General features: G+C 60.1%; 16 protein-coding genes and 1 pseudogene. 11 read left to right on the top strand and 6 right to left on the bottom strand.

The annotated features are described in order from the left end of the window. Positions 1-85 precede the first annotated feature (85 nt). Positions 86-973: an SPFH domain-containing protein gene (locus BREU_RS04240; RefSeq protein WP_375137574.1), complete on the top strand. Its 888-nt coding sequence runs from the start codon at positions 86-88 to the stop codon at positions 971-973. 330 nt (positions 974-1,303) lie between these two features. Here the strand turns inward: BREU_RS04240 and BREU_RS04245 are convergent, their stop codons facing one another. After that, complete coding sequence (locus BREU_RS04245; protein ID WP_044090026.1) at positions 1,304-2,146, bottom strand: patatin family protein; 843 nt, start codon at positions 2,144-2,146, stop codon at positions 1,304-1,306. 320 nt (positions 2,147-2,466) lie between these two features. Continuing rightward, positions 2,467-3,261 carry a glutamate racemase gene (gene murI, locus BREU_RS04250; RefSeq protein ID WP_044090025.1) on the bottom strand — a complete coding sequence of 265 codons (795 nt, stop codon included), beginning with the start codon at positions 3,259-3,261 and terminating at the stop codon, positions 2,467-2,469. Positions 3,262-3,420: 159 nt separating this feature from the next. Here murI and dapF point away from each other — a divergent pair, with 159 nt between their 5' ends. Then, entirely contained in the window at positions 3,421-4,317 is an 897-nt protein-coding gene (gene dapF, locus BREU_RS04255) for a diaminopimelate epimerase (protein WP_044090024.1), read from the top strand. A 134-nt stretch (positions 4,318-4,451) separates the two neighbouring features. On the opposite strand, the gene BREU_RS04260 is transcribed toward dapF, so the two are convergent. Next, entirely contained in the window at positions 4,452-5,171 is a 720-nt protein-coding gene (locus BREU_RS04260; protein ID WP_044090023.1) for a vitamin K epoxide reductase family protein, read from the bottom strand. Between the two features lie 132 nt (positions 5,172-5,303). Between BREU_RS04260 and BREU_RS04265 the strand changes: the two genes are divergently transcribed. From BREU_RS04265 to BREU_RS04290, 6 genes and pseudogenes are all read left to right on the top strand, one after another. Continuing rightward, positions 5,304-6,197 (top strand): PHP domain-containing protein, encoded by an 894-nt coding sequence (locus BREU_RS04265; protein ID WP_081886541.1) that lies wholly within the window; start codon positions 5,304-5,306, stop codon positions 6,195-6,197. 724 nt (positions 6,198-6,921) lie between these two features. Beyond that, positions 6,922-8,270, top strand: a pseudogene (locus BREU_RS04270) (ABC transporter substrate-binding protein). A gap of 308 nt (positions 8,271-8,578) precedes the next feature. Further along, positions 8,579-9,523: a carbohydrate ABC transporter permease gene (locus BREU_RS04275; protein ID WP_044090020.1), complete on the top strand. Its 945-nt coding sequence runs from the start codon at positions 8,579-8,581 to the stop codon at positions 9,521-9,523. Between the two features lies 1 nt (position 9,524). Further along, on the top strand, positions 9,525-10,535 hold the full coding sequence (locus tag BREU_RS04280; protein ID WP_044090019.1) for a carbohydrate ABC transporter permease: 1,011 nt from the start codon (positions 9,525-9,527) through the stop codon (positions 10,533-10,535). A gap of 96 nt (positions 10,536-10,631) precedes the next feature. Beyond that, complete coding sequence (locus BREU_RS04285) at positions 10,632-12,719, top strand: beta-galactosidase (protein ID WP_044090018.1); 2,088 nt, start codon at positions 10,632-10,634, stop codon at positions 12,717-12,719. 44 nt (positions 12,720-12,763) lie between these two features. Further along, the gene (locus BREU_RS04290) at positions 12,764-13,822 is read left to right on the top strand and encodes a LacI family DNA-binding transcriptional regulator (RefSeq protein ID WP_044090017.1); all 1,059 of its coding nucleotides are present in this window, start codon (positions 12,764-12,766) and stop codon (positions 13,820-13,822) included. A gap of 8 nt (positions 13,823-13,830) precedes the next feature. Here the strand turns inward: BREU_RS04290 and BREU_RS04295 are convergent, their stop codons facing one another. After that, positions 13,831-14,055, bottom strand: a complete 225-nt coding sequence (locus BREU_RS04295; protein WP_044090016.1) for a DUF3107 domain-containing protein — start codon at positions 14,053-14,055, stop codon at positions 13,831-13,833. Between the two features lie 83 nt (positions 14,056-14,138). Further along, positions 14,139-15,851 carry a phosphotransferase gene (locus BREU_RS04300; RefSeq protein WP_044090014.1) on the bottom strand — a complete coding sequence of 571 codons (1,713 nt, stop codon included), beginning with the start codon at positions 15,849-15,851 and terminating at the stop codon, positions 14,139-14,141. 183 nt (positions 15,852-16,034) lie between these two features. On the opposite strand from BREU_RS04300, the gene BREU_RS04305 reads away from it, so the two are divergent. Next, complete coding sequence (locus BREU_RS04305; RefSeq protein ID WP_162178916.1) at positions 16,035-17,612, top strand: ATP-dependent helicase; 1,578 nt, start codon at positions 16,035-16,037, stop codon at positions 17,610-17,612. 46 nt (positions 17,613-17,658) lie between these two features. On the opposite strand, the gene BREU_RS04310 is transcribed toward BREU_RS04305, so the two are convergent. Continuing rightward, the gene (locus BREU_RS04310) at positions 17,659-19,464 is read right to left on the bottom strand and encodes a zinc-dependent metalloprotease (RefSeq protein WP_044090011.1); all 1,806 of its coding nucleotides are present in this window, start codon (positions 19,462-19,464) and stop codon (positions 17,659-17,661) included. 185 nt (positions 19,465-19,649) lie between these two features. Here BREU_RS04310 and BREU_RS04315 point away from each other — a divergent pair, with 185 nt between their 5' ends. Both BREU_RS04315 and BREU_RS04320 read left to right on the top strand, forming a co-directional pair. Next, the gene (locus tag BREU_RS04315; protein ID WP_044090010.1) at positions 19,650-20,501 is read left to right on the top strand and encodes a S16 family serine protease; all 852 of its coding nucleotides are present in this window, start codon (positions 19,650-19,652) and stop codon (positions 20,499-20,501) included. 78 nt (positions 20,502-20,579) lie between these two features. Then, entirely contained in the window at positions 20,580-20,996 is a 417-nt protein-coding gene (locus tag BREU_RS04320) for a DUF3052 domain-containing protein (protein WP_044090009.1), read from the top strand. Positions 20,997-22,238 lie beyond the last annotated feature (1,242 nt).

A 22,238-nucleotide genomic window follows, 5' to 3' on the forward strand; every position in this document is an offset into this window, starting at 1 on the left:
GGTCGACGGCATAATGGTATGCCGCGCAGAAACCTTGTACGAAAGGGGGCTGTGCATGACCATCGCAGCCATGTTGGGAGGAAGCATGCTGTTGCTGCTGATTGTATTGATAGTCATCATCGCATTGCTGTTCGCCGCGATTTTCGTGGTGCCGCAGCAGCAGGCGTATATCATCGAACGATTCGGCAAATTCCAGAAGGTGCAGTTCGCCGGCATCCACATGCGCATTCCATTCGTTGACCGCATCGCCATGAAGACGAACATGCGCGTCAACCAGCTCAATGTGCAATTGGAGACCAAGACGCTCGACAACGTGTTCGTCACTGTGGTGGCCTCCACGCAGTTCCGCGTCAACCCGAATGATGTGGCCACCGCGTACTACGAGTTGCGTGATCCTGCCGGACAGCTGCGCAGCTACATGGAGGACGCGCTGCGCTCAGCCATCCCGGCGCTGAGCCTGGATGATGCGTTCGCCCGCAAGGATGATGTGGCATTCGACGTGCAGAAGACCGTGGGCAACGAGATGAGCCGCTTCGGTTTCACCGTGGTCAAGACCCTGATCACGGCGATCGACCCGAGTGCTCAGGTCAAGAACGCGATGGACTCCATCAACGCCGCGCAGCGTGAAAAGGAAGCCACCCGCCAGCGCGCCGAGGCCCAGCGCATCCAGATCGAGACCCAAGCCGCCGCCGAGGCCGAGAAGACCCGCCTGCAGGGTGAAGGTCAGGCCAACTACCGTCGTGAGATCGCCAACGGTATCGTCGACCAAATCAAGAGTCTGCAGGCAGTGGGCATGAACATCAACGACGTGAACAACGTCGTGCTGTTCAACCAATACCTCGATGTGATGCGTTCGCTGTCCGAATCCAACAACGCCAAGACCGTGGTGCTGCCCGCCTCCACGCCCGGCGGCTACCAGGATCTCTACGAGCAGGTCACCAAGGCCATGCTCACCGCCTCCGAAACCAGATAACCCGGTATGTACAGCTGATTCGCATCAGCTGTGCGATCAGGGCATCGGGCATCGCCTGTTAGGCTCCCCTTGTCAGGGGAGCTGTCGGCGCAGTCGACTGAGGGGTAGTCCCGTGCTTGTTATTGGTTCTGTGAACTTTGGCATCGCCTGTTTGGCTCCCCTTGTCAGGGGAGCTGTCGGCGCAGTCGACTGAGGGGTAGTCCGCGACTACATACCAAAGTTGGAGTGGCAGAGTCTGTGTATTCGCTGATATGCCTGTTTGCCTGACTGTCAGCCAGGTCGGTGATTGGGGTTCCGGACGGATATGTGGATGGAATTCGAGGTGTTCTCCTATTTGCCGAGGAACTCCGGAATCGTCTCGGCTGCGGCATAGCCCTTGCGGTACATCATTTCCAGACCTTCGAAGTTCTTCTTCAGCGTATTGAGGCCGTACAACTCTTCGGGGGCGAGGATGAGTACGCGTCCCTCGGCCTCGTTTCGTTTGGCCAGTTCGATCTCATCGTTGTAGGTCCGGTAGCGCTCGCGAAGCCGCTCGGCCGCCGCCGGATACGTGCGCTCCAGAATGCGTGCCGGCGCCAGATCCTTGCGCTGCTGGCGCACCTCATCGCGCAGACGGGAAAGGATAAGAACCACGCGATCATAGCCATCGTCCAGTGCCTTCTGTACCGGTACCGGGTCGGCGATGCCGCCATCGAAGTATGGCACACCATCCACCACATACGGTTCGCACGCCACCGGCACCGCGGACGATGCCTTGACGACGTCGAAGTCGTCGAAGTGAATGCGTGATTTATCGAAGTACTTCGCAGAACCGTCCTCGGCATTGCATGCCACCACGGTGAATCCGGTGGGGTTCGCCTCAAAAGCCTCGAAATCCACCGGATACTCGCCGTCGTGATTGCTCAATGTGCCGTAAATGTAGTCGAGATTGGCGAAATTATGGTTCTTGAAGAAGCTCTCGGCGCTCGCGTATTCCTTGCGGAATGCGTATTTGGTATAGAACGTGTGATTGCGTCCATGCTGGCGGGCGATGAACGAGGTCATGTTCGCGGCTCCAGCCGATACGCCGTAGCACATGTCCACGTCGATGCCGTCCTCAAGCATGCGGTCCATCACGCCGCAACCGAAAATCGCGCGGAATCCGCCGCCCACGTCGATCATCGCGGTTTTCATAGCTTTATTCCTCCCCTGAAAAGCCCCTATCGATATTCATAACCAATTTCAGAGCTTACGCGGTTTTGTCGGACAATTGGATAGGCATTGAAAGGCACATTGCATGGTTATCGCTAGGCCTCCAGTCGTTTCGCCAGCCTACATCGTGCAGCGAACTCTCCACGATGTAGGGAAACCCCATCATGTAGGGAAAACCCCATGATGTAGGGAAAATCCCATGATGCAGGGATAAGAAATGGCGGAATTCCGCCATTTCTATATTTTGCATCCCTACACGGTGGGAATTTCCCTACACGGTGGGAAACCGACTGCATTGCGAGTCAGCGGGTCAGCAAGGAGTGCGAGAGTGCGGCGATTCGTTCGGAGGGATCGGAATTGGCGAGCTTCACGCCGCCGGCCGCGCCTTCGGGGGCCAGTGCGCCCAGTGATTCCAGCACGACGCGCAGATGCCGCACCGTGCCTTCGTTGCCGTCGATGATCGCAGCGCGATCCGGCAGCAATTCACGGAAATAGTCGCGGTAGAACACGAAATGCGTGCAACCCAGCACCACCGAATCGATACGGTTCAGATCATACCGGTCGAAGTAATGGTGCAGCGTATCCATCACCAGCTGATGATTGTCCAGTTGCCCGGATTCCACGATCTCCACCAAATCGGGGCAGGGCTCCTTGAATATCTCGTTGTCCGAGTCGAAACGCTCCATCAGCTTGGCGAATTTCCGTTCGCGCAAGGTCAGTGGAGTCGCGGCGACGATCACGCGCTGGGGGATATGATGCGGATCCGAAGGCACGTCGCCTCTGTCGCAGGCCACCTTCAGTGCCGGCTCCATGCCGATGATCGGGATATCGTATTGTTCGCGCAGGTCATTCACTGCGGCGGAAGTCGCGGTATTGCAGGCGATGACCACCGCCTTGACACCCTGGACGACAAACCGCTCCATGATAGCGAAGCTCAGCGCCCTCACCTGTTCGGGTGTTTTCGTGCCATATGGCGCATTGGCGGAATCACCGAAGTACAGTACCTGTTCGTCCGGCATGTCCTTCACAATCTGACGGACGACCGAAATGCCGCCAAGCCCGGAATCGAATACGCCGATCGGCGCCGAGGAGCTCATGACACAATCCTTCCCGATGAATGGACTCGATGGGCCAAGGCATGGTGTCGCGGATTCCGCAGACCTCGGAGCGAACCGGAGTGCACCGGAGTGCACCGGAGTGCACCGGAATGGAATCGGCACTGTCGCCTTGCCATTACCAGAGTACTCTTAACAGACATGAGTTTTCCGAACCGAGTAACCAAAGCACACGCCACCGGCAATGATTTCGTGGTGTATCTTGACCGGTCCGGCGAATATGAGCCCACTGCCGACGAAGTGCGATTCCTGTGCGACCGCCACTTCGGCATTGGCGGCGACGGCCTGATTCGTCTGACGCGGCCCGATCACGTATCCGACCTCACCGATGAGCAACTCTCCCGAACCCTCGCAGGAGGCGCCCGCTGGTTCATGGATTATCGCAATGCGGATGGTTCCCTGGCGGAGATGTGCGGCAATGGCACGCGCGCCATCACACTGTTCGCCCAACGCGAAGGCGTCGCCGACTCCACCGAGCCGTTCCGCCTGGGCACTCGTGCCGGCGTCAAGATTCTCACACCGAAGGGCAATATGAAGCCCTATGGGGCTGACGTGTTCCAAGTCGACATGGGGGAGTGGGCGATTGGTGCTTTGGATGCTTACGAAGTGACCATCCCCGGTACTCCGGGTTCGGCGCGCGGCACGTTCGTGGACATGGGCAATCCGCACGTCGTGGCGGTGATCGAGGACGCATTCGCGTCGTTGCCGGTGGTCGAGGAGCTCGACTTGGCGACCAAGCCGGAAGTGAACCCGAAGATCGAATCCGACCAGAACGTGGAATTCGTGCGCGTCGATGACATTGACGACACCGCCGGCTCGGGAGAGGCCACCATGCGCGTCAACGAGCGGGGATGCGGCGAGACCCTGTCCTGCGGTACCGGATTATGCGCCACGGGCATCGTCCTCAGGGCCAAGACCGGCATCGACCACTGGGATATCACCGTGCGGGGCGGCACGTTGCGCGTGGACGTCTCCGACCATGATGTCAAGCTCACCGGTGCCGCCACCCTGGTGGCGGATATCGATGTGCTGCGATAGCCGTACGCCGGCTGATACGGCACCCTCAGGGAGACAAGACCCCCGCAGGATTCCGACAAGGACATCCTGCGGGGGTTCGATTGTCATGTCATGCAATGGCGGCCGACAGCGTCAAAGAACCGCCAAGGGAGGGGTCAGGCGAACAGTGCCGCACCTTCGGTCACGAAGATCAGCGCGACGATGGCCACGATCCAGAGCACATCGATCATGAGGTCGAAATTGAGACGGTAATACTTGTTCAGCCCGTTGGGAATCGTTCCCGTCGTCTTCGATGCGGGCATCTTCTGCACGGCCACCGTCGCATGGCTCAAGGCCATGAACTGGATTGTAGTGGAGAACATGAGGGTCAGGCACCACGGGCACAGCGCATGGATCACGAACAGCGACTGCGTGCTCAGCCAATACGAATAAGCCAGTGCAGCAAGTCCGCCTAGCCAGGTGCATGCCGCGAACCAGCGCGGCACCCGTACGCGCGCCAAGCCGATGACCGCAATGGTGATGAACACCGATTCGGCGGCGATGCCGAAGAACGCGTTCGGGTAGCTCAGGCCTCCGAACTTCACGATCTCCGCCTGCCAGGATTGCGCCACTGTAGTGCAGGAGATGACCGAATTCACGTCACAGCCGAGTTGCGCGTCGGGATGGCGGGCCAATTGCAGTGTTTCCGCCGACAGGATGAACGATGTGCCCAGTGCGATCGCCGAAGCGATCAGCATGATCAGATACGTCCAGGTGGCGCTATGACGCCATCCGGTCAGTGGATTGACAATAGAGGAATCCGGGTTTTCGTCGACGTTGCTGGAAGCGAGGTCGATGGGCGAGTCGGTGTATTCGTCGTTGTTCGTGCGAGCCATGGTATTCCCCCTGTTTTTCGGTATCGTCCACCACGATAGCTGTGGGTGTCGCCGGAATCCGTGCCGTTGCGCGGTTAACTCGCCCAGAGCGAAGCGTCGATCTGGCTGTGGTATGGCGTGCATGCGGTTACGATGGAACGTATGACTGGATATGTGATGCCTGATTCGCCGCCGAGCACCGGGTGGGATATTCATTGTCACACTGTGTTTTCGGATGGTACGGAGACTCCCGCGACCCTGGCTGCGCAGTGCATGGCACGTGGGTTGAGCGGGGTTGCCATTTCCGATCATGACACGACGGCAGGCTGGACCGAAGCCGAGGCCGCGGCTCGTCGCGTGCAGCTGCCATTGCTGCGGGGCACGGAGATTACGGCCACCGACGACGATGTGTCGGTGCATATGCTCGGCTACCAATACGATCCGAACAATCCGCATATCGTACGGCTGTTTGCCTCCACGCGCGAGGCCCGTCTGCGCCGCACCCAGCGCATGGTCGCATTGATGTCCCGCGATCTGCCTATTTCCTGGGAGTCGGTGCTGGCGCAAGTCAAGGAGGGGGACAACACCACCATCGGCCGCCCGCACATCGCTGACGCCTTGGTCAGTGCGGGTGTGTACAGGAATCGTTCGGAGGCGTTCGCCGACGCTGTCAATTCGGCATCGAAATACTATATTCCGACGCCTTCTCCCACGACGCATGAGGTGGTGAAGGCCATCAAGGAAGCCGGAGGGGTGATCATCATCGCCCATCCCGGCGACAGAAGCCGCAATCCCGGATTGTTGAGCGATGCGCAGATAGAGTACCTGGTGGATGAAGGTTTGGACGGTCTTGAGGTGTGGCATCGCGGCAACCTGCCCGATCAGCGCGTCAGGCTGCTGGACATATGCAGGCGATGCCATTTGCTGGTCACCGGCGGTTCCGATTGGCATGGCAAAGGCAAGCCGAACCTCTTGGGCGAGAACCTTACCGATGAGGCCACGGTCGCCGAGATTGTACGCCGGGGCGTACTGCCGCTGTATCGTTAGCAAGCGCCTTCCGGCGTGTGTGTCCCTCATGCGCTTCCTGATGGTACCGGTTGGGTGGTGCCGACTGTGTGGTATCGATTGAGTGGTTCCGGTTGTGTGGCGTCGACTGTGTGGTGTTGATTGGGTGGCGCAGGCTATTGACATGAATTGATTTCTGCCGGCATAATTCACAACACTGCTTTCGGATACGGAGCCTGTTTTACCTGCAACTGCCGGCGCAAAGCCGTTCTGATTACTCTTCTGCAGGTGAAACAGACACAATTACGAGGCCAACATGGTCGGTTCTGATGGTGCGGCGCGGCACTGCAGGTGGAACAGGTACAAATAAGACGACTCTGTGCAGGTGGAACAGGTACAAATAAAGGGGCTGCAGGTAAAACAGTACTAGTTATGAGGATTATTGGCCTCTAACTGGCACTGTTCTACCTGCAGTCCCTATTTACGATGCCTGTTTTACCTGCACGCGGCAGGATTGGGATCTCTGTTCCGGGGTCCAGGGTTCGCAGGATTCAGATCCTGGCGCTAGTGGTCTGTTCCCCGCCAAGTATCGTGATTCGGCGTTGTGTTCGGCATTGCGGCATGCGGAGGCTCCCGTGGTTTGGGAAGGAAAATGAGGCGTGTCGCGCGGTTTGACATATTGATACACAGGTGTATCATCATAGGTGTTGGTACACGGATGTACCAAAGACATAACCCGAAACAATGGGGTAGGAGGAGAAATAACATGCGCAACGTCAAGAAGGTCATTGCGGCAACCGCAGCGGTTGCCACCCTCGTCGGTCTCGCGGCCTGCGGCGACAGCGGGGACGCCAATGCCAACAAGGGCGACGCCGACAAGGCCGAACTGGTGTTCTGGGGCTGGGATTCCGGCAACTCGATGAAGGACATCATCGCCAACTTCGAGAAGGCCAACCCCGGCATCACCGTCAAGTTCAACAACACCGGCACCGCCGAGAAGACCTCCACCGCGCTCTCCAACGCCATCGCCGCAGGTAACGGCGCTCCGGATGTGGTGATGCTCGAAGACCCGACCGTCACCCAGTTCGCCGTCACCGATGGTCTCGTGGACCTGAGCGAATTCGGTGCCGACAAGCTCGCCGATGATTTCGCGGCCGGCCCGTGGAACAAACTCCAGTACAACAGCAAGCCCTACGCGTTGCCCATCGATTCCGGCCCGGAGATGTTCTTCTACAACAAGGCCGTATTTGACAAGGCCGGCGTCGACGGCGAATCCATCAAGACGTGGGACGACTACTACGAGGCCGCCAAGAAGATTCGCGCCACCGGCTCCTACATCACCAACCTCGCCGGCACCTCGAACGACTACCAGCCGTTCACCGCCCAGATCTGGCAGGCCGGCGCCAAGCCATGGACCGTCGATGGCGAGAACATCACCATCAACATGACCAAGGACGAAGGCATGCAACGCTACATCGAGTTCGTCCAGACGCTCATCGACGAGGACCTGGTCGATACCAAGACCCCGAATTGGTCCGACGATTGGAACCGCGAGCTCAACGACGGCACCATCGCCTCGCTGACCATCGGCGCATGGATGCCGATCAATCTCATGTCCGGTGCACCCGACCAGGCCGGCAATTGGCGCGTCGCCCAGCTGCGCAGTGGGAGGAGGGCCAGGAGGTTTCCGCCGAGGATGGCGGCTCCGCACTCGCCGTCGTCAAGCTCTCCAAGAACCAGGCCGCAGCCTACAAGTTCGTCGAGTACATGACCCATGGCGACGGTGCCCAGGAGATGGCGGACACCGGCACCTTCCCGTCCTTGAAGAAGATTCTCCAGTCTGACGCTTTCATCGATCCGACCACCGAGGGCAACAAGAAGACCAACGACTACTTCGGCGGACAGAATGTGAACGAGGTCCTTTCTGCAGCAGCTCAGCGCCCGACCGAAAAGTTCCAGTACCTGCCGTACAACCCGTTCGCCCAGTCTTCCTACGGTGATGAGGTCTCCAAGGCCTACTCCAAGGAGATCACCCTTGAGCAGGCGCTCGAGAACTACGGCAAGAAACTGGCCGAGCAGGGTGAACAGCAGGGCTACACCGTGACCGTCAAGTAGGCGGTCCGATACATCCAACGGTTCGGATTCCACAGCCTGCTCTCCTTCCGCTCAACTGTCAGACAGGAATCCGAACCGCCAAGGCCAGCGCTTTCACTCTTCAAGCCAGGCCGCTGACTCAAGGGCGGGGATGCTCCCCAAAGTATCCCCGCCTTGTCATGTCTCGATCCATGCCATGCCCGTGCAACACTCCTATGCGACGATGCGGGAAGCGGGCTCCCCTTGTGCCCATTCTCTGGAAAGCATGGATGCATTTCATAGTGACATATTGATAAGAAAGTAGATTCATCATGTCAGAAGAACACACAATGGCCACAGCGCCGCAAGCTGTGGGCATTTTGCCCGAGCAGGCGGGGCTGCATACTGCCCAGGCGCGCGTGAATAAGCATAAGGCGGATTGGCGTGGTTGGAAGTTCATGTGGCCGTTCGCGGTGGTGTTCGTGTTCGTGTTCATCATCCCGATCGTGTACGCGGTCTATATTTCGTTCTTCAAGAAGCAGATGATCGGTGGTACGAGGTTCGTCGGTGTGGAGAACTATGCGCGTCTGTTGCAGGACCAGCAGTTCTGGTCGTCGGTGGGTCGTGTGGCTTTGTTCACGGTGGTGCAGGTGCCGATCATGTTGTTCCTTGCGGCGGCGATGGCGTTGGCGATCGACAGCATGAAGCTGCATGGGACGAAGTTCTTCCGTATCTCCACGTTCCTGCCGTATGCGGTGCCGGCGGTGGTGTCGACCCTGATCTGGGGTTTCGTGTATGGCGCGAAGTACGGTCTGGTGGGTTCCCTGAACGGCTTCCTGGGCACGGACATCGACATGTTCAGCCCGGGCATGCTGCTGGCGTCGATCGGCAACATCAACACGTGGGAGTTCACGGGCTACAACATGCTGATCTTCTACAGCTCGCTGTCGACGATCCCGCACTCCCTGTACGAGGCGGCCTCGATCGACGGCGCCTCGGAGTGGCAGATCGTCAAGTCGATCAAGCTGCCGGAGTTGAAGGGCTCTTTGGCGATCACGGTGATCTTCTCGATCATCGGCTCGTTCCAGCTGTTCAACGAGCCCAGCATTTTGCAGAACATGGTGCCGGGCAACGCGATCACGACGTATTACACGCCGAACATGTACGCGTACAACCTGAGCTTCAGCGGCAACCAGAGCAATTATGCCGCCGCCTTGGCCATCGTCATGGCCGTGATCACGATGGCCATCGCATACATCGTGCAGCTCAAGAGCATGAAGGAGCAGATGAAGTAACATGAGTGCCGCAACAATGACTTCGGAATCCACTCGCCTCACCGAGGCGCAGCTCAAGGCACAGGAGAAGGCCGCCAAGGCCGCCGAGAAGGCGCGTCAGAAGCGCATCGCCGCCGATGAGAAGGCCGAGCGCAAACGCGCCGCCAAGACAGGCTTCTCCAACCCGGCGAATCCTACCCGTTCCATCGCGTTGACCGTGGTATGCGCGATCTTTGCCGTGTACTGCCTGTTCCCGTTCGTATATCTCATGATCAACGCCACCAAGACGCAGTCCGACTTCACGAGTACGTTCGGCCTGGGCTTCGGCAAGAGCTTCGCCCTGTGGGACAACATCGTCACGGTGTTCACCTATCAGGACGGCATCTTTGGCCGTTGGCTCATCAACACGATCCTGTACGTGGTGGTTGGCGCCGGCGGCGCCACCCTGCTGGCGATCATGGGCGGCTACGCCTTGGCCAAGTTCCGCTTCCCGGGGCGCAAGGTGTGCTTCGCCATCATCATCGGAGCCATCTCCGTGCCGGGCATCGCGCTGGCCGTCCCGCAGTTCCTCCTGTTCGCCAAGCTCAACCTGACCAACACGCCATGGTCCATGATCATCCCATCCTTGGTGTCCACGTTCGGGCTCTATCTGATGTGGATCTTCTCGGATCAGGCGGTGCCGGATGAGCTTCTGGAGGCCGCTCGTGTGGATGGTGCCGGCGAGTTCCGCACCTTCTTCCAGATCTCGCTGCCGCTGCTGGCTCCTGGCATTGTGACGACCGCATTGTTCGCGATCGTGGCGACGTGGAACAACTACTTCCTGCCGTTGATCATGTTGAAGGACTCGAACTGGTATCCGCTGACCATCGGCCTGAACCAGTGGAAGGACCAGGCCAGCACGGCCGGCGGCCAGGCGATCCAGAACCTGGTGATCACCGGCTCGCTGATCACCATCATCCCCCTGGTCATCGCGTTCCTCATGCTCCAGAAGTACTGGCAGTCCGGCCTCGCCGCCGGCGCAGTCAAGGAATAAGGTAAGCGCATCACACAGCCGGCCCCCTCCCCGAAATCGTTACGTACATTCGCATAATAGGGGGCCGGCATTGATACATACACAAGGAAAGCATCCATGGCAACACGCAGATCGAACAAGTGGCCGTCACTGCTCACGAACAATGGGCGCGGCATCGCTTTCGGCGGCGACTACAATCCCGATCAATGGCCGGAAGCCGTAGTCGATGAGGACATTCGGCTCATGTGCCAGGCGCACGTCAACACCGTGGCCCTTGCCATCTTCAGCTGGGACAAGATCGAACCGAGAGAGGGCGCATTCACATTCGAATGGCTTGACCGCGTCATCGACAAGCTCGGCAAGGCCGGCATCGCCGTCGATCTCGCCACCGCCACAGCCTCCGCGCCGATGTGGCTGTACATCAAGCATCCGGAGGTGTTGCCCATCGACAAATACGGGCATACCGTCAACCCCGGTTCGCGTCAATCATGGCAGCCTACCAGCCCGGTGTTCAAAGCATACGCGCTCACCTTGTGCTGCAAGCTTGCCGAGCACTACAGGGACAACCCGTACGTCACCGCATGGCATGTGGGCAACGAATATGGCTGGAATAACCGCTACGACTACTCGGACAACGCACTTGACGCGTTCCGCACATGGTGCAGGGCGCGATATGGCGACATCGATGCGTTGAACGAAGCATGGGGCACTGCGTTCTGGTCCCAGCACGTCAACGATTGGGACGAAGTGCTGCTGCCGCGCCACATGGGCGGCGATGCGATGGTGAACCCCGCACAGCAGCTCGACTATGAGCGGTTCGGCAACGACATGTTGCTCGATTTCTATAAGGCCGAGCGTGACGCCATCGCCGAGATATGCCCGGATAAGCCGTTCACCACGAACTTCATGGTCTCCACCGACCAGTGCACGATGGATTACGCCCAATGGGCCGACGAAGTGGACTTCGTCTCCAACGACCATTACTTCCACGAGGGCGAATCCCATCTGGATGAACTGCTCTGCTCGGATGCGTTGATGGATTCGCTCGCCCTCGGCAAACCATGGTATGTGATGGAGCATTCCACATCCGCAGTGCAATGGAAGCCGCTCAACACGCGCAAGCGCCACGGCGAACTCATGCGTGACGCATTGGCTCATGTGGCCATGGGCGCGGACGCCATCAATTTCTTCCAATGGCGGCAATCCGCATCCGGAGCCGAAGCATTCCACTCGGCCATGCTGCCGCACGCCGGTGCCGACTCGACAATCTATCGTGATGTCTGCAAACTCGGGGAAGCCTTGCATGCGCTTGGCGAAGCGGGCATGCAAGGCAGTGAACTCGAACGTTCGGATACGGCCATCCTGTTCAGCGCCGAATCCGAATGGGCCACGCGCAGCCAGACCCTGCCCAGTATGAAACTCGATCATTGGCATGACGTGCGCGACTGGTATCGGGGGCTTCTGGACGCCGGCCGACGTGCGGACATCGTGCCGCTGGCATACGACTGGAGCGGATACCAGACGGTCATCCTGCCTACGGTACTGATTCTGTCCGATCGGGATGTGCGTCGTCTTGCCGATTTCGCGCGCAAGGGTGGCAGTGTCATCATCGGCTACGCCACGGGGCTGATCGACGAGCACTTCCACGTCGGTCTCGGCGGCTACCCAGGTGCCGGACATGGACTGTTGCGCGAAATGCTCGGCGTGCGCAGCGAGGAATTCAACATCCTCGGAAGCGAAGCGGAGGGCGAGCCTTTCGAGATCCGACTGTGCGATGGCTCAGTGAGCAGGCTTTGGCAGAACGTAGTGACCGGTCTTGCCGAAGGCACCAAGGTGATCGCCGAATATGTCGGTGCCGAAGCAGCCGAGTGGGAGCTTGCCGATGTGCCTGCCATCACCCGCCATCCATACGGGGAGGGGGCGGCGCTGTATGTCGGTTGCGATTTGGACCGCAGCGGCATCGCGTCATTGATGCGCGCGCTGTACTCCGCAACCGTTGTCGATCAGCGTATCATCCATACGATTCGCCGTTCGGTCGACGGCAATGCGGTCTTCGACTGCTACCTCAACCGGGACAGGCAACCGGTACATGTGCAGAACGTTATGGGCGACCCCATTGTCGCCCATCGTTGCAAGCCCGGCGCGCGCGCACATGAATATGTGATGGACCGCAATTCGGTGCTGATCGTGAAGCGGGTAGAATGACGACGTACTCCACTCCATGCCGATGATGTAAAAGGAGATATGCCGTGAGCGAGCATCCTGGGACAAGACGACGCGTCACTTTGCGCGATGTGGCCGAAGCGGCTGGGGTCTCGCTCAAAACCGCATCGAATGTGATCAATGGGTCCGGGCGCATGAGCAAAGACACCCGTACCAAAGTGGAATCGGTCATCAAGGAGCTCGGTTATCAGGTCAACGTGGCCGCTCGCAACCTGAGCCGCAACCACACCGGTTTCATCACGCTCGCGGTGCCCTCGCTCACTCCGCCGTATCTGGCCGAACTTGCCAACCGCACCATCGATGCGGCTCGCCAACATGATTATTCCGTCTACGTCACGACTTATGCGGAAGGCTCCGCCAAGGGTGCGCGCGATCTGCTGAGGAAATTCAACTCCACTGTCTCAGATGGCATGATCCTGTCCATGAGCGAGGTGGAGAAAATCAGCAAGGAGGATCTGGAGGTTGGTTTTCCGCTTGTGGTGGTCGGCGCACGCACCACATGGGGCGTCGCCGACCATGTGACGCCGGATGATGTGGACGCGGCGGCTCAGGCAGCGGGTTACCTGTATGCACATGGGTCAAGCAGGCTGGCGGTCATCGGTGCCCGTGGCGACTATGATGAAGCCGCCTTGCTTCAATCGGTCGAAGGCAATGCGCAGTTGCGTTTGCGTGGCGTGATCGAGGAGGCGCATCGTCGAGGATGCGCCATCGATCCGAGGCTGGTGGGCACCACCGATCAGGATTGGACCATCGGTGCCGGGGCGTGCGTCACGCAGCGGCTGATTGATTCTGGCGTGCCGTTCGATGGGGTGGTGGCGTTGAACGACCAACTGGCCATCGGTGCCCTGACGGCATTGCGGATTTCCGGGTATGCGGTGCCCGAGCAGGTGCAGGTGATCGGCTTCGACAACATCGAGGAGGCCGCGTATCTGCAGATTCCGCTGACCACGATGGACTCCCGGCTGGAGTGGACCGCGCCGACTGCGGTGGAACGCATCCTGGCGCGCATTCGGGGAGAAAACGTCATGCCGGAAAAGCTGACCTGCTCATCTCAAGTCATTGTGCGCGCCTCCACGCGCCGGTGAATCGTCGGTCACAGGGCGCCGAAGCCCACCGCGTGCTTGGTGTCCGAACCGATGATGGCATAGCCGAGCGCGCCCGCGGGAACGATGATGCGGCGGCCCTTGTCGTCGGTCAGATCGATGGTGGTGCCATCCGAGACGGATTGCGCGATAGTCTTGCTGACCTCATCCGCGGACTGTTCGGTGCTGAAGTTGACCGGACGGGCCACATTCTGAATGCCCAGTTCGATATCCATGATGCTCCTTGATGATTGGGATACTCGTTAATCTAAACCTATTGTGCCGTATCCGGAATGGACGGACACGCGGATTCGCACGTTTACGCCTTCGGCGTGGAGACCTGATGGCTGACGATGGTGTTGCCGTTCTGGTCATACCCTTCCAGACCGGCCCTGGCATCGCGCAGCGCTCGCTCCTCTCGCTCCAGCAGCGGGATCACCGTGGTCTCCGCCGCGTAGGAGGCTTGGGGCTCGTGCTCGCCGGTGTCGTCGTCATCCTCCTCGGTGGCAGCCGTCGTATTTCCGTTGTCGACGGCCTTGACGGATGATGCCGCTGCCTGCCGCTCTTCCTGCTCATGCATGTCGATGAGCTCTCTGAGCGTAATGGTGGATGCCGAGGACGGCTGTGCGTTGGGCGTAGGCTGAGGCTTGGTCGAGCCTGTGGCGGTCACCGGCCGGTTCGCCGTCTGATCGTCATTGTCCGTTGCGTGCTTGTCCGTGACGCTTCTGTCGGCGGCAGCGACCTTCGGCGTGACGTCGATGCTGCCGGCCGCGATGATATCCGCGCTTCCTGTACGGTCGGGGTCGTTCGTATCATCGGGATTCTGCGCAACATGATGCTGTGCGTCGGGATTCCGTACAGCGTTGTTGGCCGCGTTCGCAGTGCGTTGGGCCTGCCGCGCGGCATCCTGCTGCCCGTCATTGTTCAACAAGGTGCCCACCGTGATGGTGGAAGGGTTATGGGATGACTTGCCGGTGGCTTTTGCCGCGGATGGCGTAGTGGCCGTGGATCGGCTGATGACCCCGAGCTGATGGGCGAGACGCTCCACTTGGGCCTTGAACTGGATGATGCGGTCGTTGTCCGCGCGGTTCAGCGCCTGGATGAACTCGCCGACCTGTTCCATCTGCAGCCACAGATTGGCGCGGAGCATGATGAGGTCATCGAGTCGCGCGCCCATCATGCGGCCGTATGCGGAAAGCACGGCATTGCGATGGGACTCATCAAGTTTGCCGAAAATCCACGCCAGATCGCGGGCGGGATCATTGACCTGCATATCCTGCCAATTGGTGATTGCGGCGATGGTGGATCCGGAGAACAGCATATCGCCATCGGAGAAGCCACCGTGCACCGTGCAGGTGGAAAACGACCATAGTCCCTCGGTTTCGATGACTTGCGCCCAGCTGTTGGTGATCTCCTGCGGCACATGGCCCGCTGCGCGCAGTCGTCTGATCCAGGCGATGAGTTGGGCACGAATCTGACCGGTGGTGAATACCGGATACTTGGCGGCTTTCAGGAATGCGGGAGGCAGGCGGTGGATGGCTCCCAATGCCGTGCCTACCGAAGCGCAGTCGTCCAGCGTCAGCAGATCGAGCGAGCGCGCCTGTCCTTCATTGTGGGTGGCGATCATCACCGCCGTCTGGCCGGTCGGGCCTGGTTTGGTTTTCGGTTTCGGCGCGGCAGCGACCGCTGCCTGATCCAGGGCTTGGGCGGTCGAGGTGGCGCCCGGCTGCGGTACTTTGCCCGGAGCGAATGCAATCACATGGTCCAGATTGAACCCGAGGCCACCGGGCTCCCGCGCTGCAAACAACGTCTGCGCGGCCTGCACACGGCGTGTCAGACGCGTGCGACCTTCCTTGGTGTCGGTGGCGTACACGTCATACAGTTTGCCCGAGGCGTCCTGTATGACTGCCTGATCGATGCCTTTGGCCAGATCAGTCGCGCTCTGCTGAGCGGTCTGACGAACTCCTGCAACGGCCAGATTCGGCAGGACGGCTGAGGCCAATGCCGCCAACATGTAATTGCTTCGTCTCATCACCCTTCCACACTAATACATGTCTGGTGTTTCAGTGGTGCGGCACGGGGCGAAAAGTCCGTGAATCGGACGTCTGCGGCCATGAGATGCCATGCGTCCGCTTTCTTGAAGGGGTCGATGAAGGAATCGACGAAAGCAATGACGAGGGGATTGACGAAGGGATTGACGTGCCACAATGGAGATATGGAACATGCGCAGCGGATTCTTGAAGGACTTGACGAGCGGCAACGTACGGCGGCCACAACGCTCAACGGTCCAGTGCGCATCATCGCCGGGGCGGGCGCAGGCAAGACGCGAACCGTCACCCGTCGTATCGCCTATGCCTGCGCCACAGGAGCGTGGCGGCCCGAAAGGACGCTTGCTGTCACGTTCTCGGTAAAGGCGGCGGCGGAAATGCGTGCCCGTCTGCATCAGCTGGGGCTCGCCGGCGCATCGGCCCATGGCGGACGACCGGGATCACCGGATGCGGCAGGCGTGACGGCTGCGACCTTCCATTCCGCCGCACTGCATCAGCTCAACAGTGTGTGGGCCGACGTGTGCGAGGCACCGTTCCCGCATCTGATTGAGGACCAGCGTGATGTGGCATCACGCGCCATCACGCGGGTGACGGCCAACGCGGACACCGATCCCATCACCGTCAGGGATGTTCTGGCTGAAATCAACTGGGCGAAGGTGTCCTTGGTCGCTCCCGAGGATTACGGGCGCGTGAGCGTCGCGGCGAAACGCATGCCTCCGGCCGGGCTGTCCCCTCAACGGTTCGTCGACATCTATGCCGCCTATGAGCGGGAGAAGACCTCTAGGGGGGAGATCGATTTCGACGATATCCTGCTGCTGGTATGCCATATCATGGACGATTTTCCGGAAGCGGCGGCACAGATCCGATCCACCATCGGATGGCTGACTGTCGATGAGTATCAGGATGTGTCGCCATTGCAGCATCGGCTCATGATGCTGTGGCTCGGCGGCGGGGGAGCTGAGGGGAAGGCCGCGCTGAACCGGAATGTGTGCGTCGTCGGTGATCCGGCACAGACCATCTACTCGTTCGCCGGGGCCTCAAGCTGGGATCTGCTTCGTTTCTCCGATGAATTCGGGCCGCTTGCCGCGGACGTCGATCTCAACACGGATTATCGTTCGACGCCCGAAGTCGTGTCCTTGGCCAATGCGGTGCTTGCCGCGGCGCCAAATCGTCAGGACTATCTGAGACTCGTGTCCGCTCGTGATTCAGGCGCCAAAGTGTCGAGGACCGCCTACGACACCGATCTTGAGGAAGCACAGGGGGTGGCGGCGCGTATCGACCGGCTGGTGCGCAACGGGGCCAAGCCATCGGATTGCGCGATTCTGACGCGCATCAATGCGCAACAGCCGGTGTTCGGCGCCGCCCTCCGTCAATACGGTCTGCGGTTCCGGGTCCGCAAGGATTCGGGATGGCAGACCTCGGCGCTGTCCACTGATGCGGCATCGCGTCAGGCCTTGCTGGAGGCTATGGGGCTGGATGGTGCCGGAGACGTGGCCAAGGATGATCCAGGGGTCACCATCTCCACCATTCACGCGGCCAAAGGTCTGGAATTCGACACGTGTTCCTTGTCGGATGTTCGGAAGGGCTGCTGCCATATGGTGCGCCCGATTGGCGAGCTGCTGGAGGAGGAGCGTCGTTTGATGTACGTCGCCATCACGCGCGCCCAGGATTCGCTGCATCTGTCATTTGCGAGGACCAAGGACGGATACGGCGCCCAACAGCGCCGCCCGTCCCGGTTCCTCTAGCGCCGAAGCCGCAATCGCCTGACCGGTATCGATTGCAGCTTGTCAGCTACTTGGTGCCGTTGGTGCCGCTGGTAGTACCGTCTGTTTGGTCCGTGCCGTCCGTATGGTCGGTGTTGTCGTTGTTTCCGCCCTTATCACCGTCCTCATCGAGCAGTTTCGACAGCTCGGCATCCCAGTCGATATCTGCTGATTTGCCCTCGGCGGCTGGATGACCGGCAGATGAGGCCTGTGACGCGCCGGTGCCGGAACCAGCGCCGGCGCCATCGTCCTGCCGGCCGGCACCCTGTTCGGCGGGCAGCGTCGGCAGCAGATCGGGATGCGACCATTTGGCGTCGCGGCCTTCGGGGCCTTCGGCTGCAGTGATCATCTCCCACAATCCCGCTGCTTCGCGCATGCGCTTCGGACGCAGCTGCATGCCGAGCAGACTCTCGAAGGTGCGTTCGGCGGGGCCTCCCATGGCGCGTTCGCGACGCATCATCTCACGCAGCTGCTCGATATGCGGTAGATGCGCCATGCCGGCGCGCCACACGACGCAGTCCACCCAGCCTTCGACCATCGCCAGCAGCGATTCCAGCGAAGCCAGTGCCTCGCGTTGCTCCGGGGTGTCGGGAATGCCGACTTTGGTGAGGTTCACAGCCCCAGAGATCGACTCCGGATCCATCGACGTGGCGTCGCGCAGCTGCTCCTCCATGGCATCCAGATCGATGGAAATGCCACGGGCGTATTTGCCGATCAGCGCCTCAAACCGGGGCATCAGCCATGGTACTGAGGCGTACAGCCGGGCATGTGCCATCTCCTGCAGGGCAAGGAAGGACAGCACTTCGGATTCCGGAATGTGTTCGGTCATGTTGAAATCGGCGAATGCCGCCGCAAACTGGGCGTCGAGATCGTCGGCGTCTGATGCGTCATCTCCGCTGCCGGCCTCTGATGGTGTCTGCGGGCCGGCATCCGAATCGGTGTTGGTGTCAGAATTGTGAGATTGCGCTGAGGTGAAGCCAGCCGGATAGTGGGAGTCTGCGTCATTCGACCCATCACCCGCAGTGTCCTGCTGGATTGGATCCTGCTGAGCCTGGCCGTTCAGCATGGCCGCATACTCGGTGGCGTTCTGTGCGATCAGACCGCCGGCCGGATTCTGCAACAGGGCGATGCCCTGATCGAAACTGCCATGCACCTCATGGCTGAGATTGCCTGCAGCATGTCCGAGCTGCATGGCGAACGAGGTGTTGCCCAAGAGTTTCATCAGCTGAGCCGGGTCCTTCATGCCATCAGGAATCGGAATGGGGACAGGACCGGCGAACATGCCGGCGATTTCCCCGGTGCCGTCGCCGAACATGCCGCCCAGACGCTCCGAGATAACCGAAGCCAGCGCGTCGTTCATCGACTCGGCCACCGGGGAGGCGAACTTAGCCCACTGGTCGATGGTGCCTTCCACCCATCCGGCGCGGGTCAGCACATCCGGCTCTCCCGGGGCTGGATTGAATTCGCATGCGGTGTCTAGCCACAGGTTGGCCTCGCTCATCGCACGACGTGCGGCCTCGCCGTCCACGGCAGACACGCTGGACTCGGAGCCCGAGGCATTGGCCTGCTGCAATGCGATGGACTTGGCGAGCTTCACATTGATGGGCCCTTCCTCCACCGTGCGCTGCATGTCGGACATGGTGTTGAGCCCGCCCGCGCTGAACGCGGCCATCATCTGCTGCACTTCGGAGGGGTCTGGCAGGCGGCTGGGATCCTGGCTCATCAATTGTTCCCGTATCTCCTCCGGCAGCTGACTGATCTGCTGCCATGCCATCTCACCTTGGATAGGGCCGAAGCATTTGATCAACCATTCGTGAATCGCGTTGTCGTCCATGCGTGTCCTTCTGTTGCTGCGGCATACGTCTCGCACACCCCGAGATTGGATTACCTCAAGTGTAGGCGGTGCCCGCGCCCGTTCGCCTGAGGCGAGCGGATGCCGGGCATCCCGGTGACGGTTTGCGGCGCCGGAGTGGTGCGGCCCGTTGTCCGCGCTGCCGCCCATTGCCTACACTGTTGCTTATGTTTGCACGATGGTTCGCACGATTCAGGTCGTATGTCGCCGGCCGTTCGCCAAGGTATTTCACGGGTGCCGTGGCGGTGGCGCTCGCTGTGGTGGTGTTGCTGCTGCCCAGCCCCTACGTTATCGAGATGCCCGGTCCAACCCAGGATGTGCTGGGCAAGGTAGATGAGGGCGATGTGATTGATGTCTCCGGCGAAGGTGTGGCGACGTACAAGGATTCAGGCAAGTTGCTCCTGGTCACGGTGAGCGCGTCGGGTGTGCCCGGGTATCCGATCGTCAACGCGCAGGCGGTTTGGGGATGGGCGAATCCACATGTGGAGGTCATGCCCCGTGAGGCGGTGGTCCCGGTCGGACAGACCGCAGACGAATACCAGCAGGAGGTCGATGCCGATATGTCCGGTTCGCAGGACACGGCCGGAGAAGTGGGGATCGCATATGCGAAAAACCACGCAAGCGAGCTGGGAATCGACGTATCCGCGCTGGACAAGGTCAGCGTGACCATGCATGTCGACAAAATCGGCGGTCCTTCGGCCGGCATGATGTATGCCTTGGGTCTCATCGACAAGCTCACGGCAGCGGAGGAAAGCGGCGGACACGTCATCGCCGGCACCGGCACGATCGACTCTAAAGGCAAGGTCGGCAGAATCGGCGGCGTTCGTCTGAAGATGCTCGCCGCCAAACGCGATGGCGCCACATGGTTCCTTACGCCGTCCGGCAACTGCGACGAGGCCGTAGGGCATGTGCCGCAAGGGGTGCGGGACGTCAAGGTCGCAACCTTGGATGAGGCGTACCAAGCTTTGGTAGCCATCGGGCAAGGTAGGGGTGACAGTCTGCCGCATTGCTCGGCATAATCGCAAACATGGTCACTGAGCGAGATGTTTCGGTGAAATTAACGCGTTTGTTCCCCGAGACTTGCTAATGTTGCCTCTGTGAATCAAACGGCATCACAGAACGCTGAAGAATTTGGATTTAAGCCTGGAGACATCGTCCAGGAGTGGCTCTGGGACGACGACGTGGATGATTCCATCCGCGCCAAGATCGAAGAGCGTACTGGCGAGGAACTCGTGGATGAGGATTACAATTCCTCCGTGGATGGCGTCATTCTGTGGTGGCGCGATGGCGATGACGAAGACGAGCTGTCCGACACCATCGTCGACGCATGCGCCGTGCTCGATGACGATGGTCCGCTGTGGGTGCTGACTCCCAAGCCGGGGCGCCCCGGTGCCGCAAGCTCCTCCACTGTGCAGTCCGCGGCGCAGACTGCAGGCATGAATGCAGCCACCCCGCTTACCGTCAGCAAGGATTGGAACGGCATCCGACTGCGCGCCTTCGGCAAAGGACGCTGACCGATGGTCTCGGGCTTAGTGGCCCGTCACGTCATTGTCTGAGTGGTGCTTGCCCATTACCCCCCTCTGATGGACGTTGCCGTGAAGCAGACAGCGGAGCTGTTTGTAGGCAACGTGCGAGCCGGCAGGCGAGCCAGTTGGATGCCGCGCGTAGCACGTCCGTAATTGCAGGACGGGCTGTCAGCGAAGCTGACTGGGGGAGAGATGGAAGCCGGATCCCTCGGTTATTGGTGAGACGGACCACTAGGTTTGGTGCCGAACGGGTGAATCGATTGCATGGATCATCCGTATCCTCGGCCGATTGCCTGGCTGATCCGTCCTGATACCTGAACATGGCCTTGAACATGGGTTCAGAGACGGATTCTCGTGTCTCTGAAGAGCGGTTCAGCCGTTTTCGGGCTTCAGGGACTGGTTTTCGTGTCCTGGAAATGCGATTCTGCCGTTTTCGCACTTCCGGGACGGGTTTCGTGTGCCTGCGCCTGTGACGTGTGTGCGGCGGGGGTTGGGAATCCTTGGAATTCCGCCATTCCTTCCGGGCGGCGATCGACGTGGCGCGGGAGGATCCGTCCCCGGAACGACGAAACGGGCCGAATTAGGCTTCCGGGACGGGTTTTCGTGTCCCTGAAGTGCGATTCAGCAGTTTTCAGGCTTTCCGGGACGGATTCGGTGCGTTTGCGCCGTTCCTATGCGGCAAATTGGTGTATGGGATGCCGCCGTGAGCGCGTATCGTATGCCATGCGTATGTTCCGTGTGCCATGGTAGTGCGATTCGAGCCGTTTGGGGCTCGCGTGACGGACCGGCCTTGTTCTCTTCTCATGCGCGGATCAGATGATCCTTGGAATTCCGCCATTCTTGTTTGCGGTACGGGTGATGAATCATCGCGGATCATCGTGGATGCCGCCGCGCCAGCGCGATATCGCATTATTTGCGGCGCTGTGGCACAAGGTGCAGCACAAGCACCCGCTATGTCGTCTCACTTAACGTGCGTTGAGTGTCCGTCAAGTACGTTGAGTGAGAAAAGACCTGGAGAGAAGTGTGGGGCGTCGAACCGCGAAAGCGCCTGTCGGCGCAAGGGCCGCTCTCGGCGGCAAAAAATGGAGCCCGGGGCTTAAGCACGGCCCGACGCGGGTATCAGTACAGCGTGCGGTATCACCCGCCGCTTGCTGGCAAAAGATGATTCATGATGTGCCTTGCGCGAAGTGGCTGATACCGATTGTCGCCCGATGAGTCCCCAGTCTGCCC

It is taken from the genome of Bifidobacterium reuteri DSM 23975 (assembly GCF_000741695.1).
GTDB classification, from domain to species: domain Bacteria; phylum Actinomycetota; class Actinomycetes; order Actinomycetales; family Bifidobacteriaceae; genus Bifidobacterium; species Bifidobacterium reuteri.

Coding starts and splice junctions, on each gene's coding strand:
- BREU_RS04240 (WP_375137574.1), top strand. CDS start 86: ATGCTGTTGCTGCTGATTGTATTGATAGTCATCATCGCATTGCTGTTC.
- BREU_RS04245 (WP_044090026.1), bottom strand. CDS start 2,146: ATGAAAACCGCGATGATCGACGTGGGCGGCGGATTCCGCGCGATTTTC.
- murI (WP_044090025.1), bottom strand. CDS start 3,261: ATGAGCTCCTCGGCGCCGATCGGCGTATTCGATTCCGGGCTTGGCGGC.
- dapF (WP_044090024.1), top strand. CDS start 3,421: ATGAGTTTTCCGAACCGAGTAACCAAAGCACACGCCACCGGCAATGAT.
- BREU_RS04260 (WP_044090023.1), bottom strand. CDS start 5,171: ATGGCTCGCACGAACAACGACGAATACACCGACTCGCCCATCGACCTC.
- BREU_RS04265 (WP_081886541.1), top strand. CDS start 5,304: ATGGAACGTATGACTGGATATGTGATGCCTGATTCGCCGCCGAGCACC.
- BREU_RS04275 (WP_044090020.1), top strand. CDS start 8,579: ATGGCCACAGCGCCGCAAGCTGTGGGCATTTTGCCCGAGCAGGCGGGG.
- BREU_RS04280 (WP_044090019.1), top strand. CDS start 9,525: ATGAGTGCCGCAACAATGACTTCGGAATCCACTCGCCTCACCGAGGCG.
- BREU_RS04285 (WP_044090018.1), top strand. CDS start 10,632: ATGGCAACACGCAGATCGAACAAGTGGCCGTCACTGCTCACGAACAAT.
- BREU_RS04295 (WP_044090016.1), bottom strand. CDS start 14,055: ATGGATATCGAACTGGGCATTCAGAATGTGGCCCGTCCGGTCAACTTC.
- BREU_RS04300 (WP_044090014.1), bottom strand. CDS start 15,851: ATGAGACGAAGCAATTACATGTTGGCGGCATTGGCCTCAGCCGTCCTG.
- BREU_RS04305 (WP_162178916.1), top strand. CDS start 16,035: ATGGAACATGCGCAGCGGATTCTTGAAGGACTTGACGAGCGGCAACGT.
- BREU_RS04310 (WP_044090011.1), bottom strand. CDS start 19,464: ATGGACGACAACGCGATTCACGAATGGTTGATCAAATGCTTCGGCCCT.
- BREU_RS04315 (WP_044090010.1), top strand. CDS start 19,650: ATGTTTGCACGATGGTTCGCACGATTCAGGTCGTATGTCGCCGGCCGT.